Here is a 22419-nt window from a genome sequence, read left to right as displayed (position 1 = left end):
ATTTAGAATTTAAGATTTAACTGAAAACCAACTGTTCTCGCTGTTGGAAGCTGTCCCATCTCCACTCCCGGAGTAATGGTTGCATTGTCCAGCGTAGCGACTTCAGGATCAAACAATGGGAACTTCGTCCACATCCACAGGTTCTTTCCGAAAATGGCAATGGTAAGATCATCCAGACCGATAGATTTTATGGTTTCCTTCGGGAAAGAATACGCAATTCTGGCATCTCTCAGCTTAATAAAATCTGTACTGAAGCTGTTGGTTTCCACATTGGCTCTTCTATAATAATCTCCGTAATAGGAAGATACCAGTACGCCTTTTGTATTCGGGGTGAAAGATCCGTCAGGATTCTGAACAACACCGTCTCCTACAATCATTCCGCCAGGATTATCTCTTCCGGGAAGAGTGGATTTCAGTTTTCCCTGTTCAGACATTTTATGATGTGACTGTGAATAAGCAATACCACCGTACTGACCATCAAATGAGAAGCTTATTGTAAAGTTTTTGATCTTGAAATCATTCTGAAGACCTGCTCTCCATTTCGGAAATGCATTGCCTACTTTTTCAATATCGGCCGGTCTTCCCGGAAGTCCGTTATCTCCGTAAATTACTTTTCCGTCCGGGGTTCTTAATAATTTAAATCCATACATATCTCCCAGAGAACCTCCCACTTCCATTTTATAGAATACCACATCTCCTACATTGGAAACGATTCCGTCAAATCCTTCGGGCAAAGTCATCACCCTGTTTTCGTTGGTAGACCAGTTCCCTCCTACTTTCCATGAGAAGTCTTTTCCTTTTACAGCTAAAATATCGGCTGAAAGTTCAAGCCCTCTGTTTCTGATTTTCCCGGCATTGATTATCCTTTTGGAATATCCACTTTCGGGAGGCAGTGAAACAGGAATAATCTGGTTTTCACTGACGTTCTGATAAGCGGTAAGATTTAGATTCAACCTATTTTTGAAAAAACTGAAATCCATACCGGCTTCAATATTGGTATTTTTTTCAGGTTTAAGAGAAGGGTTATTAAAAGTAGTAGGGGCTATTACACTTCCTGTAATATTACTTCCTGTATAATAGTTATCCAAAAGATAAGGATCACTGTCTATCCCTACTTTCGCCCATGAAGCTCTCAGTTTCCATAAGTTCAGATTATTGCTTTTCAGGTTAAAAATATCTGATAGAATGAAGCTGGTACTTACTGAAGGATAGAAGAAAGATCTGTTTTGCTTCGGAAGTGTAGAACTCCAATCATTTCTTCCGGTAACATCTACAAATATTTTATTGTCATATCCCAGCGTTAATAATCCATAAACACTGTCTACATGCTTGTCTCTTGGTGCAGGATATTTAACAGGAATATTGAGAGCGTTGGTAAGGCTGTATTCCCCTGCTGTTTTCAATCCGATGGCCTGATAATCAGTCATCAGGTATTCATTATAACGGATACTTCCCCCTGCAGAGGCGGAAATACTGAATTTATTCCAATCTGCTTTGTAAGAGAATAAAAGGTCATTATTATATTCCTGATTTTTGATAAACTGTTCTCTGTAGAAACCTTTCAGGTAATTTGCAGAGCTCCATGGTCTTTTGGTGGTTCTTTTTTCATTCAGAATTTCAATACCCGACCTCAGCATCAGACTGAAATTTTTATTAAACTGATAATCTGCCGTAATGTTTCCTGTAATAGTCTTTTTTCTGACCCCATTCACCATTTCGTAAGCGATCATATAAGGATTGTCAATAAAGGAGCTGAAAGGATGGATTTGGTCAACCTGTTCCTGACCCGGCTTCCAGATCGGCTTATACCATTCAAGATCCACATTGGGATTTTGAAAGATCATGAAATAAGAGATCGACTGGTTGTTGTATCCTGTCGCAGGAAGGTTGTCACTGGTAGTAGTGTTATAAGCAAATTTTGTTGAGATTTTTAATTTTTGGGTAAGCTGATGGGCAAAAGATAAGGCAAAATTGAATCTGTCAAAGCCAGTATTCGGCATCATCCACTCGTTATTAAGATAGGTAAGTGAAGATCTGAAACTTGTTTTTTCGTTGGAACTTTCTACGGAAATACTGTTGGAGTAGGTAGAACCTGTCTGCCAGAAACTTTTGATGTTATTTTCATAAGGTCTCCAAAGTTGTCTTTCCTTGCTCTGTCCCATTACATTGGGATCATATTGGAAGTAATACTGTCCGGCGAATTTAGGACCGAAAGCACTACTTGTACCTCCTGTACTTGGCCCATCTGCAGAAAGGCCATACGAGTAGTAGAAGTTTCCAGCATTTGTTGCGAGTGTTCCCTGTCCGTATTCATATTGCCAGTCCGGCCATTTCAATACAGAATCAAAGCTTGAAGAAGAATTAAAGGCTACTCTCAGTTTTCCGTTTTTCGTTTTTCCGGATTTTGTAGTGATCATTAGAGCTCCGTTAGCAGCACGCGATCCGTATAATGCGGCTGCAGAAGCTCCTTTCAATACGGTTACAGATTCAATATCGTCCGGATTGATGCTGTTTAATCCGTTTCCAAGGTCGATCGGAACATCACCTCCAGAACCTGCTCCATAGGCTGCTGTACCGGAACCTGTAGTAGAATTTCCCAATGGAACACCATCCACTACAATAAGAGCATAGTTATGATCCATCATAATGGATTTTTCTCCTCTCAAAGTAATTCTGGAAGTTCCAAGCGGTCCCGCTCCAGCCGTCTGAACTTTAAGACCTGCCACTTTCCCCTCCATTGATTGTGCCCAGTTATTATTCTGAGTTTCTTCAAATGTTTTGGCTTCTACTTTTTCTGCAACATATCCTAAGCCCCTGTCATGTCTCTTGATCCCCAAAGCAGTTACTACTACTTCGTCAAGTCCTTTAACCGTGTCTTTTTTAGCTTTCTGCTGAGCCGCCAGATTAACGCTGACGAATCCTAACAGTGACAAAACCAACAGTTTTTGTGTCTCTTTACGCATTTACTTTTTGTTTGCGCAAAATTAGAACGACATTACAAGGATGATCTTAACACAGTTTTAACGTTTCTTAAAAATTTATTAAACCATATATTAATCCAGCCTTAATAACATTACATAAATACTTAAACAACAAACAATTAAGCAATTAAGTATTTTTAATACCAGTCTACAGCTGTATTTATGTATCTTTATTGTCTTTACTTGAGATAATACCACACGAAACACACAAATCATTGATTTACACTACTATAAACAAATTCTAATTATACTATTTTCTTGTGATCACTTAAAATAAGGGCTTAGCCCCTTACAAAGAAACAGTCTGCCCCTTTATAAAAGGCAGACTGTGTAAATTGTTGGCTTGGTTGAGAAGTGTTATAAACCACCCCGTCAAAAATTCTTTGAATTTTCGCCATTCCTCCGGAATAGGGGGAATATTTTGTTCTTCAGTTGTACTCTTTGTGAAAAGTTTAAACTGTTATTTATTCTTTAACTGGTCAGGAATATTGGTTGTTACAAACCCGATTCCTTGCTTTTTCAATTCATCGTATACAGCAACGTCATTTACGGTCCATGAGTTGGTAATTAAACCTAATGTTTTAGCTTCAGCAATCCAGGTAGGGTTTTTCTGGAAAACGCTGTAATGGTAATCCATACCGTCCAATCCTTCTTTTTTGATCTGCTCAGGGGAAAGCTCTCCATTCAGATACTGTACTTTAAAGGAAGGAGCCTGTTTTTTGATCTCTTTACAGATATTAAGGCTGAAAGAAATAAATTCGCTCTGAGATTCCAGCTTCATATCCTTGATCATTTTGATCGTTTTCTCAGTAATTTCATTTTCAATTTCCGGAGTCTTGGCAGGCTTGATCTCAACGATCAGTTTTAAAGATTTATCTTTTTTTCCCTGTTTTAAATAATCTTTTAAGGTCGGGAATTTTTCTCCATTGGATAATTTCAATGCTTCCAATTCTTTGAATGTAGCTTCAGAAATTTCCATTTTACCATGATGTTCATCGTGATTGATCACCAATACACCATCTTTTGTCATTCTTACATCAAATTCGGACCCATATATTTTTAATTTCTGGGCATTTTCCAATGATTGAATCGAGTTCTCCGTGGTAGGAGGCTGAGCCTGGAAATATCCTCTATGGGCAATGATCTGGGTTTGTGCTTTCATCATAACTGTACTTAAAACTGCTAACCCTAAGATAAAATTTTTCATAATATAATTTAGATAATTAAAAAAAGTCCTGAAACTTTCTGATAAAGGTAGTTATTAAAACATGGAAACCACAAAGACATAAAAGATTTTAAACTGATATTAATCGTAGTTCTTTACATTTCTTTTATGTCTTCAGTGATTAAAAAAGATAATTATTAGAAGGAATACTTTGCACCAATCTGGATCTGGTATGGATTTCCTGTCATTGGAACCAGACCTCCTCCACTTACGTTTTTGGTATACTCGTACTGCATGGTATCCTTATTAAATCTGGTTACTTTATACAGAGAGGTATTTCCATATGAGTTGTTTACCCCCCATTCTTTGTTAAGCAAATTCGCCACATTGAAAATATCTACAGAAAGTTCGAAAGCACCTACTTTATCGAATTTAATTTTTTTGGCAACACGAACATCCCAAACTCCATAGAAACCGTTTTTACCTCCGTTACGTTCTGCGATTTTTCCGTTGTATTCGTTGATATAATCTTTCAGAGCCTGTCCTACCTGTGGATCATCCAAAACGGATTTAGTAAGATTCGGGAAGATAAAAGCAAGGTCATTGGAATCTACGAAATCACCATTGATATTTCCTCCTGTTGTTGCTGAGAAACGGGTTCCTCCGATTCCTGAATATCTGATTCCTAATGTAAATCCGGCAATGGTAGGAGAGTTTCCATAGATCACGACTTTATTTCTGAATTGGTTATCAGAATAGGTCATTCTTAAATCTCTCGGATCGCTCTGAATCATGGTGGATAATGTTGCAGAGTTGGCTACGTTTCCGTTGTAAGAAGTATTGTCTTTGATGTCAGACCATGTATAACTTGCGGTGATTTCTCCATCTTTCCAGTAACGGTAACTTGTATCTATTACGAATGAGAACTGGTTTACTTTACCATCGCTCACCAACTCCAGTACTCTTCCAAAGTTTTTGTTGATTCTTCCCTGTTTCCAGTCAAAGCTTACACTGTTATTGGCATTATTGGTAATAGCACCTGTAGGGATAAATACTCCTCTTCCATCTTCATTAGCTAATGTAAAGAACGGATTGGCTACCATGTTTCTGTCGTAGTAATAATAATTATTTCTACCTAAAGCCATGTATCCTGCGATTCCCGCTCTGAATCTTTCATTGAAGAAATGGGTATAAGAGATATTCGCTTTATAAACGATTGGAATTTTTGCATCTTTACCCGTATAGTTAATGGTTGGAATCTGATACTGGGAAAGAGACGGAGCAGAGTTATAATCATTTCGGTAACTGTTGAAGTCCGGGAACGGAACATCTTTACCCGTTACATCCACTGTAGCCAGATGCTTTCCATCGAATACAAGGTTGTTAATGATCATATAGTTGTTGATATCTGAAGAGAAAATTCCGGCTCCGAATTTCAGGAAGTCTTTATTTCCTTCATTGATATTCCAATCAAACTGGAATCTTGGCTGAATCACAAATGATTTGATCTGATTATCAGTTCTGATACCCATTTCATCAAACAATTTCTGATTGAATTCTGCTTTTGGATAACCTCCGTAGTCTAATCTTAAACCAGCCATTAAATCAAGACCTTTAGCTACTTTTGTCTGGAATTGCCCATAGATACCAATGTTCCATATATTTGATCTTACAGACGGATCTTCCATCAAAGGAACTTCTCTATAGAATCGGTAAGGAGTCATTGCATCAAAATTACTCATTCCCTGGAAATGGAATCTTCCGTTCACCTCACTTCCGTACACAGATTTTGCTGATGTATACATAAGGTCAGCTCCAAATGTATATTTTACTTTATCTGTGTTATAATATAGGTTATCTACAATTTGAAACACATTATTTGTAAAACCTTCCTGAGCAAAACGGTGCCCTCCGAACTGAATATTCGTAGATCCTGCACTGGAAGCGACTCCTTCAACAATAGCTCTCGGAACAGGTTTTCCTAATTGATTATTTTGATAACTGTCCTGGAAAGTATAAAGATATTGTGCCTTTAATTCGTTGGTTAAATTAGGCTGCAGATTTGATCTTAGAGTTAATAACAAACTGTTGTCAAGGTTTTTATCATTTCCGTAAGATTCAAAGAAATTGATATTGGTATTATCCCCAAGACCGTTTTTATTAAGGTCGTAAGTAAAGTTATTTCTAAGCGTTAATAAGTTCTTTTCGTTGATCTGCCAGTCAAGACGTAAGAATGCAGCATCAGAATTTCTTACTTTATCAAACGTTCCGAACTGCGGAGTGTTTCCTACCCCATATTTTGCTCTTGCGATATCCAGAAACTGATTAAGAGTCTGTGTAGTAGTATTGAATCTCTTTTCGTCATCCGGAGATTTGATATCTGCAATCACCAAAGGTCTTGAATCCAGCTGGTGATCCCATGCTACGAAGAAATGTAATTTGTTTTTAATAATGGGTCCTCCCAATGAAAAACCGAACTGAGAAGTAGAGAAATCATTATCTCTTTTGTTTCCTCTGATGTCATAGGGGCTAGAAAGCCAGTTTGTTCTTAAATACTCCCAGGCACTTCCCGAAAATTTATTGGTTCCTGATTTAGTAACAGCACTTACAGTTCCTCCTCCACTTCTTCCCAATGTCACATCGTATTGGTTGGTTGTGATTTTGAATTCACGTACTGCTTCAATAGAGATTGAGAAAGGGGCACCGCTTCGGCTGGTAGTAGATCCTGCAGAAGTTGGATTTTTTGCAGTCATCCCGTCAATCGTAAAGTTGGTGGAAGATCCAAGCTGTCCGGAAAGGTTTCCTCCTTTTCCACTTAATGGTGAAAGTTCAGCGAGGTTGGTAAAGTTTCGGCCGTTCACAGGCAGCATACTGATGTTTTTAGCAGAAATTGCTGTAGCTGCTCCAAGGTTTCCGATCTTATTTTTAAGGTTTCCGGTAATTTTTACTTCCTCAATAGTCTTTTCATTCCCCAGATCCATATTTACAGTAACCTGATCTCCGAAGTTCACATTGTAACCTTCTTTTTTATCCTCGTTTACAATCACTGTATAAGGTCCTCCAAGAGGTATTTCCTTAAAAATATACTCCCCTTTTGAGTTTGTTTCCGTTTCCGTTTTGAATCCTGTAGACTCGTTCACGATCGTTACTTTCACTTTTTCCTGAGCCGCATTTCCCGGTCCGATAACTTTCCCTACAATAGAAGCCTGCGTGGTTTGTGCATACGCCATTGTCCCAAGCCCTAAAAACAATAATCCCAATACAATCTTTACTTTTTTCATTTCTTCCGAAGATCTTTATGATTAATTTTTTGATGTTCGCCAGGAAACCTCTTTGATTTTCATGTTAATAGATCATGTTGAGGTTTCTTTCAATCAGATGTGCAAAGGTATTTTGACTTTAAGAGCGGGGTGTTTAAGAAAGTTTTAACATTTTTTTAATTAAATCAGAACGTTATGTTAAATTACTTTAAACAAATACTTTATTCCATACAAAACCAAGTTGTTAAGACATATTACGTATTTTTAATTTTCCTGTACTATTTAATTCTGTTATTTTTTAAATGCAATTACTTTAGTTATTTTTGCTCAAAAGATAGAAACCCAATGTCTGAAAACATTCAACAAAAGATAGAACAGCTCCGCAAAGAGCTTCACCAGCATAACGACAACTATTATCAACTGGATACTCCTACCATTACGGATTTTGAATTCGATATGCTTCTGCAGGAACTTCAGGATCTGGAGGCAAAGTACCCGGAATTTTATGATGAGAACTCGCCTACGGTACGTGTAGGTGGTGGTGTTACTAAGGTTTTTCCTACCATTCAGCATAAATTCAGAATGTACTCACTGGATAATTCCTATGATTTTGACGACCTGGAAGACTGGGAAAAGAGAATCATCAAAACCATTGAAGATCCGGTAGAATTTGTTGCTGAACTGAAATATGATGGTGCTTCCATTTCTATTCTTTATGAAAATGGAAAGCTGTCACAGGCTGTTACCCGTGGTGACGGTTTTCAGGGGGATGAAATCACTCCGAATGTGCGAACCATTTCAGATATTCCTCTGACGTTAAAAGGTGACTTTCCAACGCCGTTTTTTATGCGTGGAGAAATTTATCTGACCAGAAAAAACTTTGATAAGCTCAATGTACTGCGTGAGGAAGAGGGGCTGGATCCCTTCATGAATCCAAGAAATACAGCCAGCGGAAGTTTGAAAATGCAGGACAGTGCTGAGGTAAGAAAACGCGGACTTTCTTCTGTATTATACCAGTTTATTTCTGAAGATATTCCTGCAGAAACCCATTGGGAGCTGCTTCAGAAAGCGCAGAGCTGGGGCTTCAAAACTTCTCAGCAGGCAAAATTATGTAAAACTATGGCTGAGGTACAGGAATTTATTACTTTCTGGGATACGGAGCGTCATAATCTTCCTTTTGAAATTGATGGTATCGTTTTAAAAGTGAATTCATTACAGCAGCAGAGACAGCTTGGTTATACAGCCAAATCCCCACGTTGGGCAATGGCTTATAAATTTAAAGCAGAAAAGGTAGAAACAGAACTTCAAAGTGTGTCTTATCAGGTGGGAAGAACGGGTGCCATTACTCCGGTTGCTAATCTTAAACCTGTTTTACTGGCCGGAACTATCGTTAAAAGAGCATCTCTCCATAATGAAGATATCATTAAGAAACTGGATCTTCATGAGCATGATTTCGTGTATGTAGAAAAAGGAGGTGAAATTATTCCAAAAATTGTAGGCGTAAACACAGATAAAAGATCGGAAGAGAGCAAAGAAATTGAATATATCAAACACTGTCCAGAATGTGGCACCGAGCTTGTAAAAGTTGAAGATCAGGCCATTCATTTCTGTCCGAACGAACTTCACTGCCCACCACAGGTAGTAGGAAGAATGATTCATTATGTTTCCAGAAAAGCGTTGAATATTGACAATCTGGGAAGTGAAACGATTGAACAGCTGTACAGAGAAAAACTGGTTGAAAATCCTGCTGATTTTTATGTTTTGACAAAAGAACAGCTTCTTCCGCTGGAAAGAATGGCTGAGAAATCTGCTCAGAATATCATTTCGGGAATTGAAAAATCCAAAGAAATTGCTTTTGAAAAAGTATTATACGGAATCGGGATAAAACATGTGGGGGAAACAGTTGCCAAGAAACTGGTCAAAAATTTTCCAACCATTGAAGAATTAAAGAATGCTACTGTTGAGGAGCTTTGTCAGGTAGAAGATATTGGGACTAAGATTGCAATAAGCATCGTTGATTTTTTCCAGAATTCTGAAAACGTATTGATGATCGAGCGTTTAAAATCTTACGGAGTACAGCTTGTAAAAGGAGAAAGTACCAATGAAGTTTTATCCAACGTTCTGGAAGGGAAAACTTTCCTTTTCACCGGAAAATTGTCATTATTCACCAGAGAATCTGCTGAGGAAATGGTAGAAAAGCATGGCGGAAAAAATATTTCTGCGGTTTCAAAAAACCTCAACTATCTTGTAGTTGGTGAAAAAGCCGGAAGCAAACTGAAAAAAGCTCAGGATATTGGAACAATTACGATTCTGGATGAGCAGCAGTTTCTGGATTTGATTGAGAAGCAATAAAGAATAATTATTTGATTATTAAATAAAAAAGGCTGTGATCAATTTCACAGCCTTTTTTGTTATCAATTTCTTAGCTCTTACAAATAATATCTCTTCTACAATTCAATTCTTCCAACAAAGCATTTGTTTTCACATTCAACAGGTCTGTATTTATAATATTTCCTTTTCTGCCAAAAGGATCACCTTTTATGGTAATACAAATAGACTCACTTGTTTTTATTCCCCGAAATGTTGTATTTGAAATATAGAATGACGAAATATCCTCAAAATTGATAGTTATAGGTTTTCTCAATAAGTTATAAATGATAATCTGCTTATCAGTAATTGTTAATAACGGTTTTGTCCGAAATAATAGCAGTATTGAATAAACAAATCCAAACGAGAAAAGTAAAAGCCCTAGGTAATAAATGATTATTATACCTAATCCTTCATTTTCCAAATCTTTATTAATAAAAATGAAAATGAAAAGAGATGAAATAATAAACATTATAAGACTTTTTATCTTATTGGAATAAAAATGAACCTCTGCCATACTTATTAAATTTACTTAAAAACAATAATAGTATATGGAGAACTTTCTCCGGTCTTTGGCAAAATCAGTCTGATATGTTCTTTATTCCTGTAGTAATCCACGTATGGTTCTTTGGTAATAATCTTTCCTTTTTCTGTTTCTTTATATTGATCTGCCAATATCAGTTTCAGATACTGATTATATTCTTTTTTATCTTTAAATTCAAATTCAATCCTGTCTTCTGATTTTTCTTCAGTATACTCAAACTTCCCTATTTTTGAGGTGTAGTCTGGGGAATCATATTCAATGACAACGAAGCTTAAGCCTTCAGTTCTATCATAAAATTTGAACTTCAGCTGTTTCATTTCCTTTTTAAACTCATCCATAGTAAGCTTGTTGAAACCTTTAAGCTGTTCTAATGGGAATGTCTGAGCAGAGATCTGGATACTGAATAGCATTGAAAATAATAACAATCCTAATGTTTTTATCATTTCTATTTTAGCGTAAATATAAGAATATCTGTTTATGCTTCTTTCAGCAAAGCTTTCCTGAACAGTAAAATTTCTTCCTTGTTTAAACCTTCCAAAGAAATTGTCCGTTTTGTATTGGGCATCCAGTCAGGATAAAGAATCAGTTCCACATAATTGTCATATATATGAAACTCTCGCAAGACTTCTGGTTTTCTTGTATTTCTGCGATCTGATCCAAATCTGAGATTAACACAATTTCTGGGAATGATATAAAAATCTTTTGGAAACAAAAACATAGAATTCTGATTCATAAAAATTTCAAAACTACACCATTGAAATCTTTTACTGTAGCTAAGACCTCCTTTACTTACTGAAACAATGGTACCATTGATATTTTTAAAAACTACCGCATCCGGCTGTTTATACTTTTCGATAATTTTTTTGTTCCGTATAAAAAAGAAAACACTTGAAATGATAAAAAATGTTATACCTGCCAATGGCAAATAGAAAAAAGTATCCATGAATTTAAAAGAATAGAATTACAAGTTTTAATTAAGAAAATCAGTTATTTTTCTTATTCAAAGATATAACAATAATCCTCACGAAACCGGCAGTCTGAAATAAAACGTACTTCCATTATTCAGTGAACTTTTCACTCCTATTTCTCCGTGTTGCTTTTCAATAAAATTCTTTGAAATTGCTAATCCAAGGCCTGTTCCATTCTGATGTTCTCCGGGAACCTGGAAATAACGGTCAAAGATCTGACGGTGGTATTTTTCGTCAATTCCGCTTCCGGTATCAATAATACTGAACTGAATAAACGAGTTCTGTTTTTCTACTATAATCTGAATATTTTCATCCTGAAAAGAATGCTTCACAGCATTGGTAAGGAAGTTATTCATCACCCAAACTGTTTTATCAAAATCTGCAGTTACAGCGTCGCTTTCTTCCAAATGATATTCTGTACTGATCGAGATATTTTTCTGCTCGGCAAGCTTTTCAACATTTTTCACAGCAGTCTGTACAATTTCTTTAGGAGAGCATTTCTCTACGGTCAGTCTGATATTTCCGGATTCTACCTGAGAAAGGTTAAGCAATTCACCCGTGATATCCAATAAACGCTGTCCATCTTCATTAATGCTTTTCAACAATTCCTGCTGCTGTTCGTTCAGTTCTCCGAATTTCTGATTTCCAAGAAGCTGTACCCCCATTTTGATTGCTGAAATAGGTGTTTTCAGTTCATGGGAAATTGTTGCAATGAAGTTAGTTTTGGCAAAATCAAGTTCTTTAAAAGGCGTAATATTTCTTAATAAAATTACCTTTCCGATATATTTCTTCTCTTTTTCTCCTGTTTTTACAATATTGATGGGAATAATATCCTGCTCGAAATAATTTTCCTTGTTATCCCGAACGATTTTAATAGGATCTTTTACCGGATGATCTATATTTTTCAGCAGTTCACGCATCAAATCATTGTTGATTGCTACTTCATGAGCCGTTTTTCCAATAATTTCTTCTTTATGGAGGTTGGTGATCTTCAGAGCTTCATCATTGATCATGTAGATAAAATGGTTTTCATCCAGACCAATCACCGCATCATGCATATTATTGACCAATGTTTCGATCCGTTTTTTATCCATCAATTGCTTAGAGAGTGTGCTGCTTTCGTACTCCTGAAGTTTCTCTGCCATGCTGTTGAAGGAATCTGCCAGACTGCTAAACTCTTCACTTCCTTTAAAATGAACCCTCTCATTATAATTTTTATCAGCAATCTGTTTGATACTGAATGTCAATTGATTGATAGGCTCGGCAATCGTTTGTGGTAAATTAAAAAGCAATATAAAAGCTATCAGAAAACATACGGTTCCTAAACTTACGATCCAGAAAGTGGCATTTTCTGCTGTAATGATGGCGATATCACTCTTCCGTTCTATACCTTTCATATTCAGAGACATGATTTTCGCAAGATCCTCACGGATCAATTTTTCTTTATTGATATCCGGAGCTTTCAGATAACTATTGAAATGAAGATTCAGGTTCTGGGTGGCTTCTTTTTCACCAAATTCCGTAAGGTTTTTTTCCTGCAGCTTGTTATTTTTCTGGAAATCTGCTACTGCAACGGTACTGTCTGTACTGATATGATCCAGAGCCAGAAGCATATTTTTAGAAAACTCAAGACTGTTGTAATTGGCAGTAAGAATTTTTTCAGTATCAGATTTTAATTTATTGATGTATACAGAACCTATCACTGAAAGCAGAACAATCAGCAGAAATAAAAGGCCAACGCCTAAGGTAAGTTTCGTTTTAAGTTTCATTACTTTTTAAGATAAAATAATAATATCTATCTGTCTTTCATTCAGCCTGTTCATAAGGGTATAGATCCAGCTGTATCCCAGCATTCGCTGCCAGAAACTGGCATGAGGCTTTCCAATGCAGACCGTTGTGATATTATGGGCTATCACATATTCCAGAATTCCGTTGTGAACACTATTTTCTTTGACCCGGACTACTTTGGCGCCTAATTCCTGTGCTAAATTAAAATTATTAATCAAATACCGCTGTTTATCCAGCGCTATTTTTTCAGGATTTTCGGATGGCTTCTGAATGTATATAACAGTCCATGGACTGTTATAATAGCTGGCTAATCTTGCCGTTTTCCGGATAATTGTTTTGGCAATTTTCTCATTACTGCTGATACAGGCTAAGAATTTTATCGGTTTAAAGTTTTCTGTTTTAATCTCTGTTTCTACCTTTCTTTCTACGTGGGTGGCTACTTCTTTTAAAGCCAGCTCACGAAGCTGCAGAATATGTCCGCTTTGGAAAAAATTGCTCAGCGCTGTCTGAATTTTTTCTTTTTTATAGATCTTTCCTTCTTTCAAGCGAGTCAGCAGTTCATCTGCGGTAAGGTCTATATTCACCACTTCATCTGCGAGTGCCAGTATCTTATCCGGAACCCGCTCTGTCACTTCCACTCCGGTGATTTTCTTTACTTCTTCATTTAAACTTTCAATGTGCTGAATGTTCATGGCACTGATGACGTTGATTCCGTTATCAAGGATTTCCAGTACATCCTGCCATCTTTTTTTATTTTTGGAGCCTTCTACATTGGTATGAGCCAGCTCATCTACTAAAACTACTTCAGGATGTTCATTAATAATGGCCTGAAGATCCATTTCTTCAAGGTTCTTTCCTTTATAAAAAACCGATTTCCTTTCAATTTCAGGGAGACCTTCTGCAAGAGCTACCGTTTCTTCTCTGCCATGAGTTTCAATATAGCCAATCTTTACATCAATGCCATTTCGCAAAAGAGAATGCGCTTCCTGAAGCATACGAAAGCTCTTCCCTACACCTGCACTCATCCCGATATAAATTTTGAATTTTCCTTTACGGGACTTTTGAATCAGTTCTAAAAAATCTTTTGCTGATGACATTGATTTTATTCTTTTTAATTTTACTTTAAACACGTTCAACTGTGGTTAAGCTGATTCCTAAAACCATGCTGCGAGACTTGTTGTAATGAAGAAATTACCTTTTTTAAATTCATCATTTTTCGCAAAAATGGCATCTTTAGCAGTAAAACCTCTTGCCTCCGTACGGAAAACAACATTTTTAAAGATAGCATAATCTACATTGAGAGAATATCCAAAGGTCTGAAATCCATTTGGAGTTTCGGTATTGATAATTACTCCGTTTTTATCATTGTAATATTCTAATCTTCCTGCCAGCGCCCATTTGTTATCCAATTGATATTTCATCTGAACATTCGGGCTGTACCACATATTATACTGCTCACTTCCTTTTGATTTCTGCTCTGCACCGATATCAAATCCCAATACCGCAGAAAACTGATCTGTCAGCTGAAAGTTTCCATACAAATCATGAAAATAGCGCATCCTTTTTTCTTCTTTTGCTTTATCATTTCCTATGAATGAACTGCTGTTCAGGGTAATTTTATCATTAGGTTTATAAGTCACCTGATGTCCGAAAGAAATACTCTGGTTTCCTTCCGGCTTGGCAATACGCTGCCATCCGTTCAAGACCAATCCGCTTACAAACCATTTTCCGTTATCTGAGGTGTAGGAAATTTTGGCTCCGGTTTCAAAATAGGGAGAGTTTTCAGCGGCTATGCTTCTTGTCAGATTGACATTATCCTTTCCTATAGCGCTTTCCCAACCGATATGAGATGGCATGATCCCTGCGTCAATCCACAAATTCTTGTTTTTGGAAATTTTGATTCCTATATTGGCTTCGTTTACATAGCGCAGTGCATTTTGTTCAGCAGCCATATTATCCTGGGCATACGTTCCCGCCATTAAAGCAACATTGGCACGTAGATTTTCACTTTGATAGTTGGCTTTAACCAATCCCAGATTAAGATTCATTTCATTATGTCTGTTATATGAGTATAAAAAGTTTTGACGCATATGATTGCCCGGCTCATTAAAATCATAGGTATAAAAAAGTTCTGCATAAGCGGAAAACGTAACTTTATTACCTGTTTTCAATGAGTCTGATGATTGTGCTTTGGCTAAAAACAGCCCTGATAGTGCACATATAGCTAGATATTTTTTCACTTTTATTTGGGGAATGTTAACCATGTCAAGATTTAGAACCTTGACATGGCTTGTTAGATTATTAGATAATTATTTTAATTGGTCCAAAGCAATATTAAGCTTCAGTACATTTACTTTTGATGGTCCGAAAAGTCCTAAAAACGGTTTTTCAGTTTGATGATTAATTAAGCTTTTGATCTGCTCTTCTGAAAGATTTCTTGCCTGTGCAATTCTCTTTGCCTGATACAAAGCTCCTTCCTGAGAGATATCGGGATCCAGCCCGCTTCCACTTGCCGTAACCAATTCTACAGGAACTTTCGAATTTCCCATTTCAGGGTTTTTCATTTTTAAAGTATCTATTCTTTTCTGAACTGTTTCCAGATATTCTTCATTACTTGGACCTTTGTTGCTCCCACCACTTCCCGCTGCATTATAATTGACTGAAGAAGGACGGCCGTGGAAGTATTTTTCAGATTTGAATTCCTGTCCGATATTGGCATAGAACTTCTGTCCTTTATTGTACACAATTTCTCCGTTTCCTTTGTTGGGAAGTATTTTAGAACCTCCATATACAACGCCCAGATAAATTCCCGTAACCACCAGCATTACAAGAGTTAATCTGAATGCTGAAACAATATGATTTTTCATTTTTAAAATTTTAATAGAATAAACTGATTACCAGATCAATGATTTTGATTCCAATGAAAGGAACGATTACTCCGCCCAGACCGTAGATCAAAAGGTTTCTTCTCAATAAGGCACTTGCACCGATCGGCTTATAAGCCACTCCTTTCAACGCCAGCGGAATCAGAAACGGAATAATAATCGCATTGAATATAACCGCTGATAATATGGCTGTTTCAGGACTGTGAAGATTCATAATATTCAGCTTCTGAAGGGAAGGAATAAAAGTGATAAAGAGTGCAGGAATAATGGCAAAATACTTCGCCACGTCATTCGCAATACTGAAAGTTGTCAAAGTTCCTCTTGTCATCAGCAGCTGTTTTCCAATTTCCACAATTTCGATCAGCTTTGTTGGATCGTTATCAAGATCTACCATGTTTCCGGCTTCTTTCGCTGCCTGTGTTCCGCTGTTCATTGCTACACCTACATCTGCCTGAGCCAGCGCCGGAGCATCGTTTGTACCATCTCCCATCATGGCTACGAGCTTACCTTCCTGTTGTTCCTTTTTGATGTAATTCATCTTATCTTCAGGCTTAGCTTCGGCAATAAAGTCATCTACTCCTGCCTTTTCAGCAATAAATTTGGCGGTTAAAGGGTTATCTCCGGTTACCATTACCGTTTTCACTCCCATTTTTCTCAGTCTCTGGAAACGTTCCTGAATTCCGGTTTTGATGATATCCTGAAGCTCAATAACACCCCACACCTTTTCATTCACAGAAACGACCAGAGGAGTTCCTCCATTTTCAGAAATTTTGGTCACCGCTTCCTGGGTTTCCTGTGGGAAGATATTCCCGGCTTTTTCAGTCAGTTTTTTTATCGTATCATAAGCTCCTTTACGGATTCTTGTTTCATCAAAATCAATCCCCGAAGTTCTGGTTTCAGCTGTAAAATCAATATAGGTAGGATTTGCAACCAATAAATCTTCGGATTTCAAAGCACTTAATTCAATGATTGATTTCCCTTCCGGTGTTTCATCGGCTACAGAACTTAGTGCGGAAGCTTTAATAAATTCGTCAAGCTGAATTCCATTGGAAGGATGGAAATGGGTTGCTTTACGGTTTCCGATTGTGATTGTTCCCGTTTTATCAAGCAGTAGAACATCAATATCTCCTGCCGTTTCTACAGCTTTTCCACTTTTGGTAATAACATTCGCTCTCAATGCCCTGTCCATCCCCGCTATTCCAATTGCAGAAAGCAGACCACCAATTGTTGTCGGAATAAGACAAACGAAAAGAGATATAAATGCCGCAATAGTAATTGGAGTCTGCGCATAGTCTGCAAATGGCTTTAAAGTGAGGGTAACAATGATAAATGTAAGGGTAAATCCTGCCAGAAGTATAGTTAATGCGATTTCGTTAGGTGTTTTCTGTCTTGATGCTCCTTCTACAAGGGCAATCATTTTATCAAGGAAGGATTCTCCCGGTTTTGTTGTTACTTTTACTTTAATTCTGTCTGAAAGAACTTTTGTACCTCCTGTTACAGAACTTTTGTCTCCTCCGGATTCACGAATTACAGGTGCACTTTCTCCGGTAATTGCTGATTCATCAATGGTTGCAAGACCTTCAATAATCTCACCATCCATCGGAATCTGATCTCCCGCTTCACACAGGAAGATATCGCCTAACGTCATTTCAGCGGACATTTTCAGTACTGTTTCTACCTGAAATCCGGGTTTGTTATCAATCACCAATTTAGCTGGTGTTTCTTCCCTTGTTTTTCTGAGGGTATCAGCCTGTGCTTTTCCTCTTGCTTCTGCAATAGCTTCTGCAAAATTGGCAAAAAGTACCGTGAAAAATAAGATAATAAATACTAAAAAGTTATAGGAAAAGCTTCCCTGGGTTTTATCACCAGTCAGGCTGAACATGCTTACGATAAACATGACAACGGTTCCGATCTCCACCAGGAACATGACTGGATTTTTAAACATAATTTTCGGATTCAGCTTTACGAAGGACTCTTTTATAGCTTCGTTTACCAAATCTCTTTGAAACAATGTTTGTGACTGATTTTTCATTTTTTTGAAAGAGTTTATATCATTGTAAATCAATAGTAACCATCAAGGTATGCCAAATGCTGAGAATAGATATGGATAATATTAAGTGAACGTTTCAGTAAGTGTCAGACTAGCTGTCTCTAACTTTTCGGATTCCTTAATGGTTGAATATTGATTTTAATTTTTAATGTTCACATTTTTATTTTGAGAAATACTGAATCTGCTCTGCAATAGGACCTAATGTCAATGCAGGGAAGAAAGACAGCGCTGCAATCAGTAAAATCACCGCCAGGGTCATAAAACCGAAAGTTGCTGTATCTGTTTTCAGTGTTCCTGAACTTTCCGGGATATATTTTTTCTGTGCTAATAGTCCTGCAATAGCGATAGGGCCTATAATCGGGATGAATCTTGATAGCAGCAGTACAATTCCCGTTGAAATATTCCACCATGGTGTATTATCTCCCAGTCCCTCAAATCCGGATCCGTTATTCGCTGCAGAAGAAGTAAATTCGTACAGCATTTCACTGAAACCATGGAAGCCGGGATTATTCAATGTTTTTGTTCCAAACTCCGGTAAATAAGCCGTTAAAGCTGTTCCCGCAAGAATTAAGAAAGGATGGAATAAAGCCACAATCATAGCAATCTTCATCTCTTTGGCCTCAATCTTTTTCCCCATAAATTCTGGGGTTCGTCCTACCATCAGACCACTGATAAACACAGCCAGAATGATAAAGATGAAATAGTTCAGAATTCCGACCCCGCAGCCTCCGTAGAAACAGTTGATCATCATAGCAAGCAGTTCATTCATCCCCGAAAGAGGCATTGTACTGTCATGCATAGAATTCACAGATCCTGTGGAAATAACTGTAGTTGCGATACTCCAGTAGCCGGATGAAGCACTTCCAAAACGTATTTCTTTACCTTCCATTGCTCCCAGACTGTTGTCTGTTCCCATTTGTGTAATCAGAGGGTTTCCGCCTGTTTCATTCACAACATTCGGAATGGTAAGCGCTAGAAAACCGACTGTCATTACGGTAAAGATCACCCATGAAAGTTTTCTTTTTTTCAGATAAAAGCCCAGGGCAAATACCAATGCAAACGGAATGATCATCTGAGTAACCATCTCAGTTATATTGGTAATATAATTAGGATTTTCAAGGGGATGAGCCGAATTCGCTCCAAAAAATCCACCTCCATTAGTTCCTAAGTGCTTGATTGCAACGAATGCAGATACAGGGCCTCTGGAAACATCCGCCTTCTGGCCTTCCAATGTGATGATATGATCTTTTCCTTCGAAAGTCATCGGACTTCCGTTCATAGAAAGGATGAAAGCAACAATCACACTGATCGGAACCAGGATTCTGATCATTGATTTTGTGAAAAAATCATAGAAATTACCTAATTCTGTGCTTGTTTTTTCTTTAAAAGCCTTGAAAAGAACAGCCATTGCCGCCATCCCTGTTGCTGCCGTTACAAACTGCAAAAACATCAGATAAAGCTGACTCAGGTAACTCACTCCCGTTTCTCCCGAATAGTGCTGTAAATTACAGTTGACTAAGAATGAAATGGTTGTATTAAAAGCCAGATCGGGTGACATATTCGGATTCCCATCAGGATTTAAAGGAAGCCAAGCCTGATTCAGTAAAAGAAGAAATCCAATAATGAACCATACAAGATTGATCGTCAGCATGGCGTACATATTCTGTTTCCAATTCATCTGACGGGCAGGATTAATTCCCGATAATTTATAAATAAACTTTTCAATGGGTTCAAAAACCGGATCAAGAAAAGTCTTTTTGTATCCATAAACATTAGCAATGTATTTTCCTAAAAAAATTCCGATAACTAATGTGATAGCAAACATTGCTATAATGCCTAAAATTTCTGTACTCATGACCAATTAAAATTTTTCAGGTTTAATTAAAACATAACAGATATACACAAAGGCAAGTATTGAGAGGAAAAATAAACTCCACATAATTTATATTCTATCAAAAAATTCAACTGATTTATATAAAAGCCAAAACAATACTGCAAAAAGCAGCATTAAACTTATAAGCATCATATCTTAATCATTAGGGTTAAAAGAGTCAGTAATACGTACGATACAATCAGCAGACTAAAAGTAGAATGCTCCCGTTTTTTAAACGTTTTTCTTGAAATTGTCATTTTTAAATATTTTATTCAGAGACTATATGCCAAAAGAAAGTCCATTTTTAAAAACAAACAGACAAAAAACTGAATAACAATACATTACATTATAAAATCAAACTATATAAAAACAGAAAAGCCTATCAAAATGATAGGCTCTTTATTAAAATGATAAAAGATTTATTTCAATCCGTATTCTTCAAGTTTTCTGTACAGCGTAGCAATACCGATTTCCAGTAAACGGGCTGCTTCTGCTTTATTCCCTTTTGTATATTGTAAAACTTTCTGTATATGTATTTTTTCCAGCGTACGCATGCTTAAAGAATCACTTTCCGGAACCACTTTTTCAGAATAATGTGGAAGGCTGCCAGCATCAAGGATATTATTATCCATTAAAATCAAACTCCTCTCCACGGCATTTCTCAATTCCCGAATGTTTCCTTTCCAGTCATTCACTTCCAGCGCTTTATAATAGTCCGGACTCACCTGAACAGATGGCAGGTGAAGTTTGTGAGAAAAAAGATCAATAAAGTTCTTCGCAAGTACCTTCAAATCTTCTTTTCTATTGCGCAAAGAAGGGAGGTTAATTTCAAATACATTCAGTCTGAAATAGAGGTCTTCTCTAAAGTTTCCCTGTTTTATTTCGACTTCCAGATCTCTGTTGGTCGCTGCAATTAATCTAAAATCAGATTTTGAAACTTTCGTTTCTCCCATTTTGATAAATTCTCTGGTTTCTAAAACCCTGAGCAGCTTAGCCTGAAGTTCTATGGGCATCTCACCAATTTCATCCAAGAACAAAGTTCCTCCATTGGCTTCTTCAATCAACCCTTTTTTATCCTTTATAGCCCCTGTAAAAGCCCCTTGCTTGTGGCCGAAAAGCTCACTTTCCAGAATCTCTTTACTAAATGCTGAACAGTTGATTGCCACAAAGCTGTTTTTCTTTCTGTCACTCCCTTCATGAATGGCACTGGCAAAAACTTCTTTACCTGTGCCTGTTTCCCCTGTAAGAAGAACAGCAGCATCCGTTAAAGCTACTTTTTCAGCTAGCTTCTTAGCCTGCAGAATTAAAGGTGATTTACCAATAATCTGGTCAAATCCTTTGATCACAACTTGTTGAACAACTCTTGATTTATTATCTTTTACCTTATCGAGCGCTTTATATACCAACGGGATGATTTTCTCGTTGTCATCGCCTTTTACAAGATAATCATAAGCACCATTCTTCATCGCCTGTACTGCATCCGTAATATTTCCAAATGCGGTCATCAGAATAATTTCCAACTGAGGATATTTGCTTTTAATAGACTTTATCAATTCTACTCCAAAAGCATCAGGGAGACGGACATCGCTTAAAACAACATCAAAATCATATTGCTCCAGCATTGTCATTGCTGAACGTGCCGTAGAAGCTTCTTTTACATTAAAATTTTCTTGGGAGAGGATCATTCCCAGTAACTTAAGGAGTTTGATCTCATCATCGATGATCAGAATGTTTCCTGACATTATAATTATTTTTGGAAAACTGATACAAACTTATTGAATTTATTCGAGTAAAACAGGTTTATATAAGGAAATAGTTTAGTGAATAACAGCTGGTATTTCAGGAGCTTTCTCCCGCTATCCATTCATACTCCTCACGCCTGGCTTTCCTTCGCTCAAACCCATCGGCTCTCCTACTTAAGTTGCGGGGTAACCATTACTATCGGGGCTAGGAGGGAGACGAATAATAAATGATAAGTTATGAATGATAAATGATTCGGGATCCGGGTTGCGGGGCTAGGAGTTGTAAGTATTTACATTCTAAGATCTACTATCCCAATTATGTCATTTCGTAGGAATCCAGCCACATTGATCAGAGTATAAAGGATTCTAAGGAATACTACAGAAGTTTTTTAATACTTAAGTGATTTGATAATCTTAGATATACTTGATGATAGAATAGAATAATGTATTTGTTTAGACTCCTACGGAGTGACAAGGAAGGAGATATGATAAATGATCAATGATGAGTGATGAGTGATGAATGATCAATGTAAAGCGTTTGATACTGGTAGCAATAGGAACAGTTATTCATTAATGATTACTTATTATTTATTGCTTATTACTGATGTTTGGGATTGTATGTTTGTGCTTGCTTTGGAGTTAGGTTTCAGTTGGGTATGGTATAGGTATAAACCAAAAAAAAATCCTCTATCATAAGATAAAGGATTTTTTAAAAATAAAATAAAAACTGGCGGCGGCCTACTCTCCCGCTTTCGCAGTACCATCGGCGCTGGTGGGCTTAACTTCTGTGTTCGGA

Annotated in this window: 15 protein-coding genes and 1 rRNA gene; 1 reads left to right on the top strand and 15 read right to left on the bottom strand. The window is 37.1% G+C overall.

Going from position 1 to position 22419, the window contains the following annotated elements; all coding sequences use genetic code 11:
• Nucleotides 1–2: 2 nt before the first annotated feature.
• The 3 genes from AC57AW_RS07290 to AC57AW_RS07280 form a co-directional block, all read right to left on the bottom strand.
• Nucleotides 3–2963, bottom strand: coding sequence for a SusC/RagA family TonB-linked outer membrane protein (locus AC57AW_RS07290; RefSeq protein WP_496351359.1), 2961 nt, complete (start codon nt 2961–2963; stop codon nt 3–5).
• A 478-nt stretch (nt 2964–3441) separates the two neighbouring features.
• Complete coding sequence (locus AC57AW_RS07285) at nt 3442–4188, bottom strand: glycerophosphodiester phosphodiesterase family protein (RefSeq protein ID WP_496351358.1); 747 nt, start codon at nt 4186–4188, stop codon at nt 3442–3444.
• Nucleotides 4189–4343: 155 nt separating this feature from the next.
• Nucleotides 4344–7427, bottom strand: a complete 3084-nt coding sequence (locus AC57AW_RS07280) for a TonB-dependent receptor (protein ID WP_496351357.1) — start codon at nt 7425–7427, stop codon at nt 4344–4346.
• A gap of 324 nt (nt 7428–7751) precedes the next feature.
• Between AC57AW_RS07280 and ligA the strand changes: the two genes are divergently transcribed.
• Nucleotides 7752–9758: an NAD-dependent DNA ligase LigA gene (gene ligA, locus AC57AW_RS07275; protein ID WP_496351356.1), complete on the top strand. Its 2007-nt coding sequence runs from the start codon at nt 7752–7754 to the stop codon at nt 9756–9758.
• A 70-nt stretch (nt 9759–9828) separates the two neighbouring features.
• On the opposite strand, the gene AC57AW_RS07270 is transcribed toward ligA, so the two are convergent.
• From AC57AW_RS07270 to rrf, 12 genes are all read right to left on the bottom strand, one after another.
• Nucleotides 9829–10245, bottom strand: a complete 417-nt coding sequence (locus AC57AW_RS07270; protein WP_496353871.1) for an STM3941 family protein — start codon at nt 10243–10245, stop codon at nt 9829–9831.
• Between the two features lie 56 nt (nt 10246–10301).
• Complete coding sequence (locus AC57AW_RS07265; protein ID WP_496351355.1) at nt 10302–10760, bottom strand: hypothetical protein; 459 nt, start codon at nt 10758–10760, stop codon at nt 10302–10304.
• Nucleotides 10761–10792: 32 nt separating this feature from the next.
• The gene (locus AC57AW_RS07260) at nt 10793–11260 is read right to left on the bottom strand and encodes a hypothetical protein (RefSeq protein ID WP_496351354.1); all 468 of its coding nucleotides are present in this window, start codon (nt 11258–11260) and stop codon (nt 10793–10795) included.
• A 78-nt stretch (nt 11261–11338) separates the two neighbouring features.
• Nucleotides 11339–13054 carry an ATP-binding protein gene (locus AC57AW_RS07255; protein WP_318848950.1) on the bottom strand — a complete coding sequence of 572 codons (1716 nt, stop codon included), beginning with the start codon at nt 13052–13054 and terminating at the stop codon, nt 11339–11341.
• A gap of 6 nt (nt 13055–13060) precedes the next feature.
• Entirely contained in the window at nt 13061–14170 is a 1110-nt protein-coding gene (locus AC57AW_RS07250; RefSeq protein ID WP_496351353.1) for a sensor protein KdpD, read from the bottom strand.
• A gap of 57 nt (nt 14171–14227) precedes the next feature.
• Nucleotides 14228–15313, bottom strand: coding sequence for a porin (locus AC57AW_RS07245; protein ID WP_496351352.1), 1086 nt, complete (start codon nt 15311–15313; stop codon nt 14228–14230).
• Between the two features lie 69 nt (nt 15314–15382).
• Entirely contained in the window at nt 15383–15940 is a 558-nt protein-coding gene (kdpC, locus tag AC57AW_RS07240; RefSeq protein WP_496351351.1) for a potassium-transporting ATPase subunit KdpC, read from the bottom strand.
• A gap of 10 nt (nt 15941–15950) precedes the next feature.
• Nucleotides 15951–17990, bottom strand: a complete 2040-nt coding sequence (gene kdpB / locus AC57AW_RS07235; protein WP_496351350.1) for a potassium-transporting ATPase subunit KdpB — start codon at nt 17988–17990, stop codon at nt 15951–15953.
• A gap of 178 nt (nt 17991–18168) precedes the next feature.
• Complete coding sequence (gene kdpA / locus AC57AW_RS07230; RefSeq protein ID WP_496351349.1) at nt 18169–19863, bottom strand: potassium-transporting ATPase subunit KdpA; 1695 nt, start codon at nt 19861–19863, stop codon at nt 18169–18171.
• A 6-nt stretch (nt 19864–19869) separates the two neighbouring features.
• Entirely contained in the window at nt 19870–19947 is a 78-nt protein-coding gene (locus AC57AW_RS07225) for a potassium-transporting ATPase subunit F (RefSeq protein WP_077415921.1), read from the bottom strand.
• Nucleotides 19948–20300: 353 nt separating this feature from the next.
• The gene (locus tag AC57AW_RS07220; RefSeq protein ID WP_496351348.1) at nt 20301–21623 is read right to left on the bottom strand and encodes a sigma-54-dependent transcriptional regulator; all 1323 of its coding nucleotides are present in this window, start codon (nt 21621–21623) and stop codon (nt 20301–20303) included.
• A gap of 725 nt (nt 21624–22348) precedes the next feature.
• A 5S ribosomal RNA gene (rrf, locus tag AC57AW_RS07215) occupies nt 22349–22419 on the bottom strand; the annotation flags it as partial.

It is taken from the genome of Chryseobacterium sp. BGA-UO-ETr-SB22 (assembly GCF_059567885.1).
This window is presented reverse-complemented; position numbering and strand designations above follow the sequence as displayed.

Coding starts and splice junctions, on each gene's coding strand:
- AC57AW_RS07290 (WP_496351359.1), bottom strand. CDS start 2,963: ATGCGTAAAGAGACACAAAAACTGTTGGTTTTGTCACTGTTAGGATTC.
- AC57AW_RS07285 (WP_496351358.1), bottom strand. CDS start 4,188: ATGAAAAATTTTATCTTAGGGTTAGCAGTTTTAAGTACAGTTATGATG.
- AC57AW_RS07280 (WP_496351357.1), bottom strand. CDS start 7,427: ATGAAAAAAGTAAAGATTGTATTGGGATTATTGTTTTTAGGGCTTGGG.
- ligA (WP_496351356.1), top strand. CDS start 7,752: ATGTCTGAAAACATTCAACAAAAGATAGAACAGCTCCGCAAAGAGCTT.
- AC57AW_RS07270 (WP_496353871.1), bottom strand. CDS start 10,245: ATGTTTATTATTTCATCTCTTTTCATTTTCATTTTTATTAATAAAGAT.
- AC57AW_RS07265 (WP_496351355.1), bottom strand. CDS start 10,760: ATGATAAAAACATTAGGATTGTTATTATTTTCAATGCTATTCAGTATC.
- AC57AW_RS07260 (WP_496351354.1), bottom strand. CDS start 11,260: ATGGATACTTTTTTCTATTTGCCATTGGCAGGTATAACATTTTTTATC.
- AC57AW_RS07255 (WP_318848950.1), bottom strand. CDS start 13,054: ATGAAACTTAAAACGAAACTTACCTTAGGCGTTGGCCTTTTATTTCTG.
- AC57AW_RS07250 (WP_496351353.1), bottom strand. CDS start 14,170: ATGTCATCAGCAAAAGATTTTTTAGAACTGATTCAAAAGTCCCGTAAA.
- kdpC (WP_496351351.1), bottom strand. CDS start 15,940: ATGAAAAATCATATTGTTTCAGCATTCAGATTAACTCTTGTAATGCTG.
- kdpB (WP_496351350.1), bottom strand. CDS start 17,990: ATGAAAAATCAGTCACAAACATTGTTTCAAAGAGATTTGGTAAACGAA.
- kdpA (WP_496351349.1), bottom strand. CDS start 19,863: ATGAGTACAGAAATTTTAGGCATTATAGCAATGTTTGCTATCACATTA.
- AC57AW_RS07225 (WP_077415921.1), bottom strand. CDS start 19,947: ATGTGGAGTTTATTTTTCCTCTCAATACTTGCCTTTGTGTATATCTGT.
- AC57AW_RS07220 (WP_496351348.1), bottom strand. CDS start 21,623: ATGTCAGGAAACATTCTGATCATCGATGATGAGATCAAACTCCTTAAG.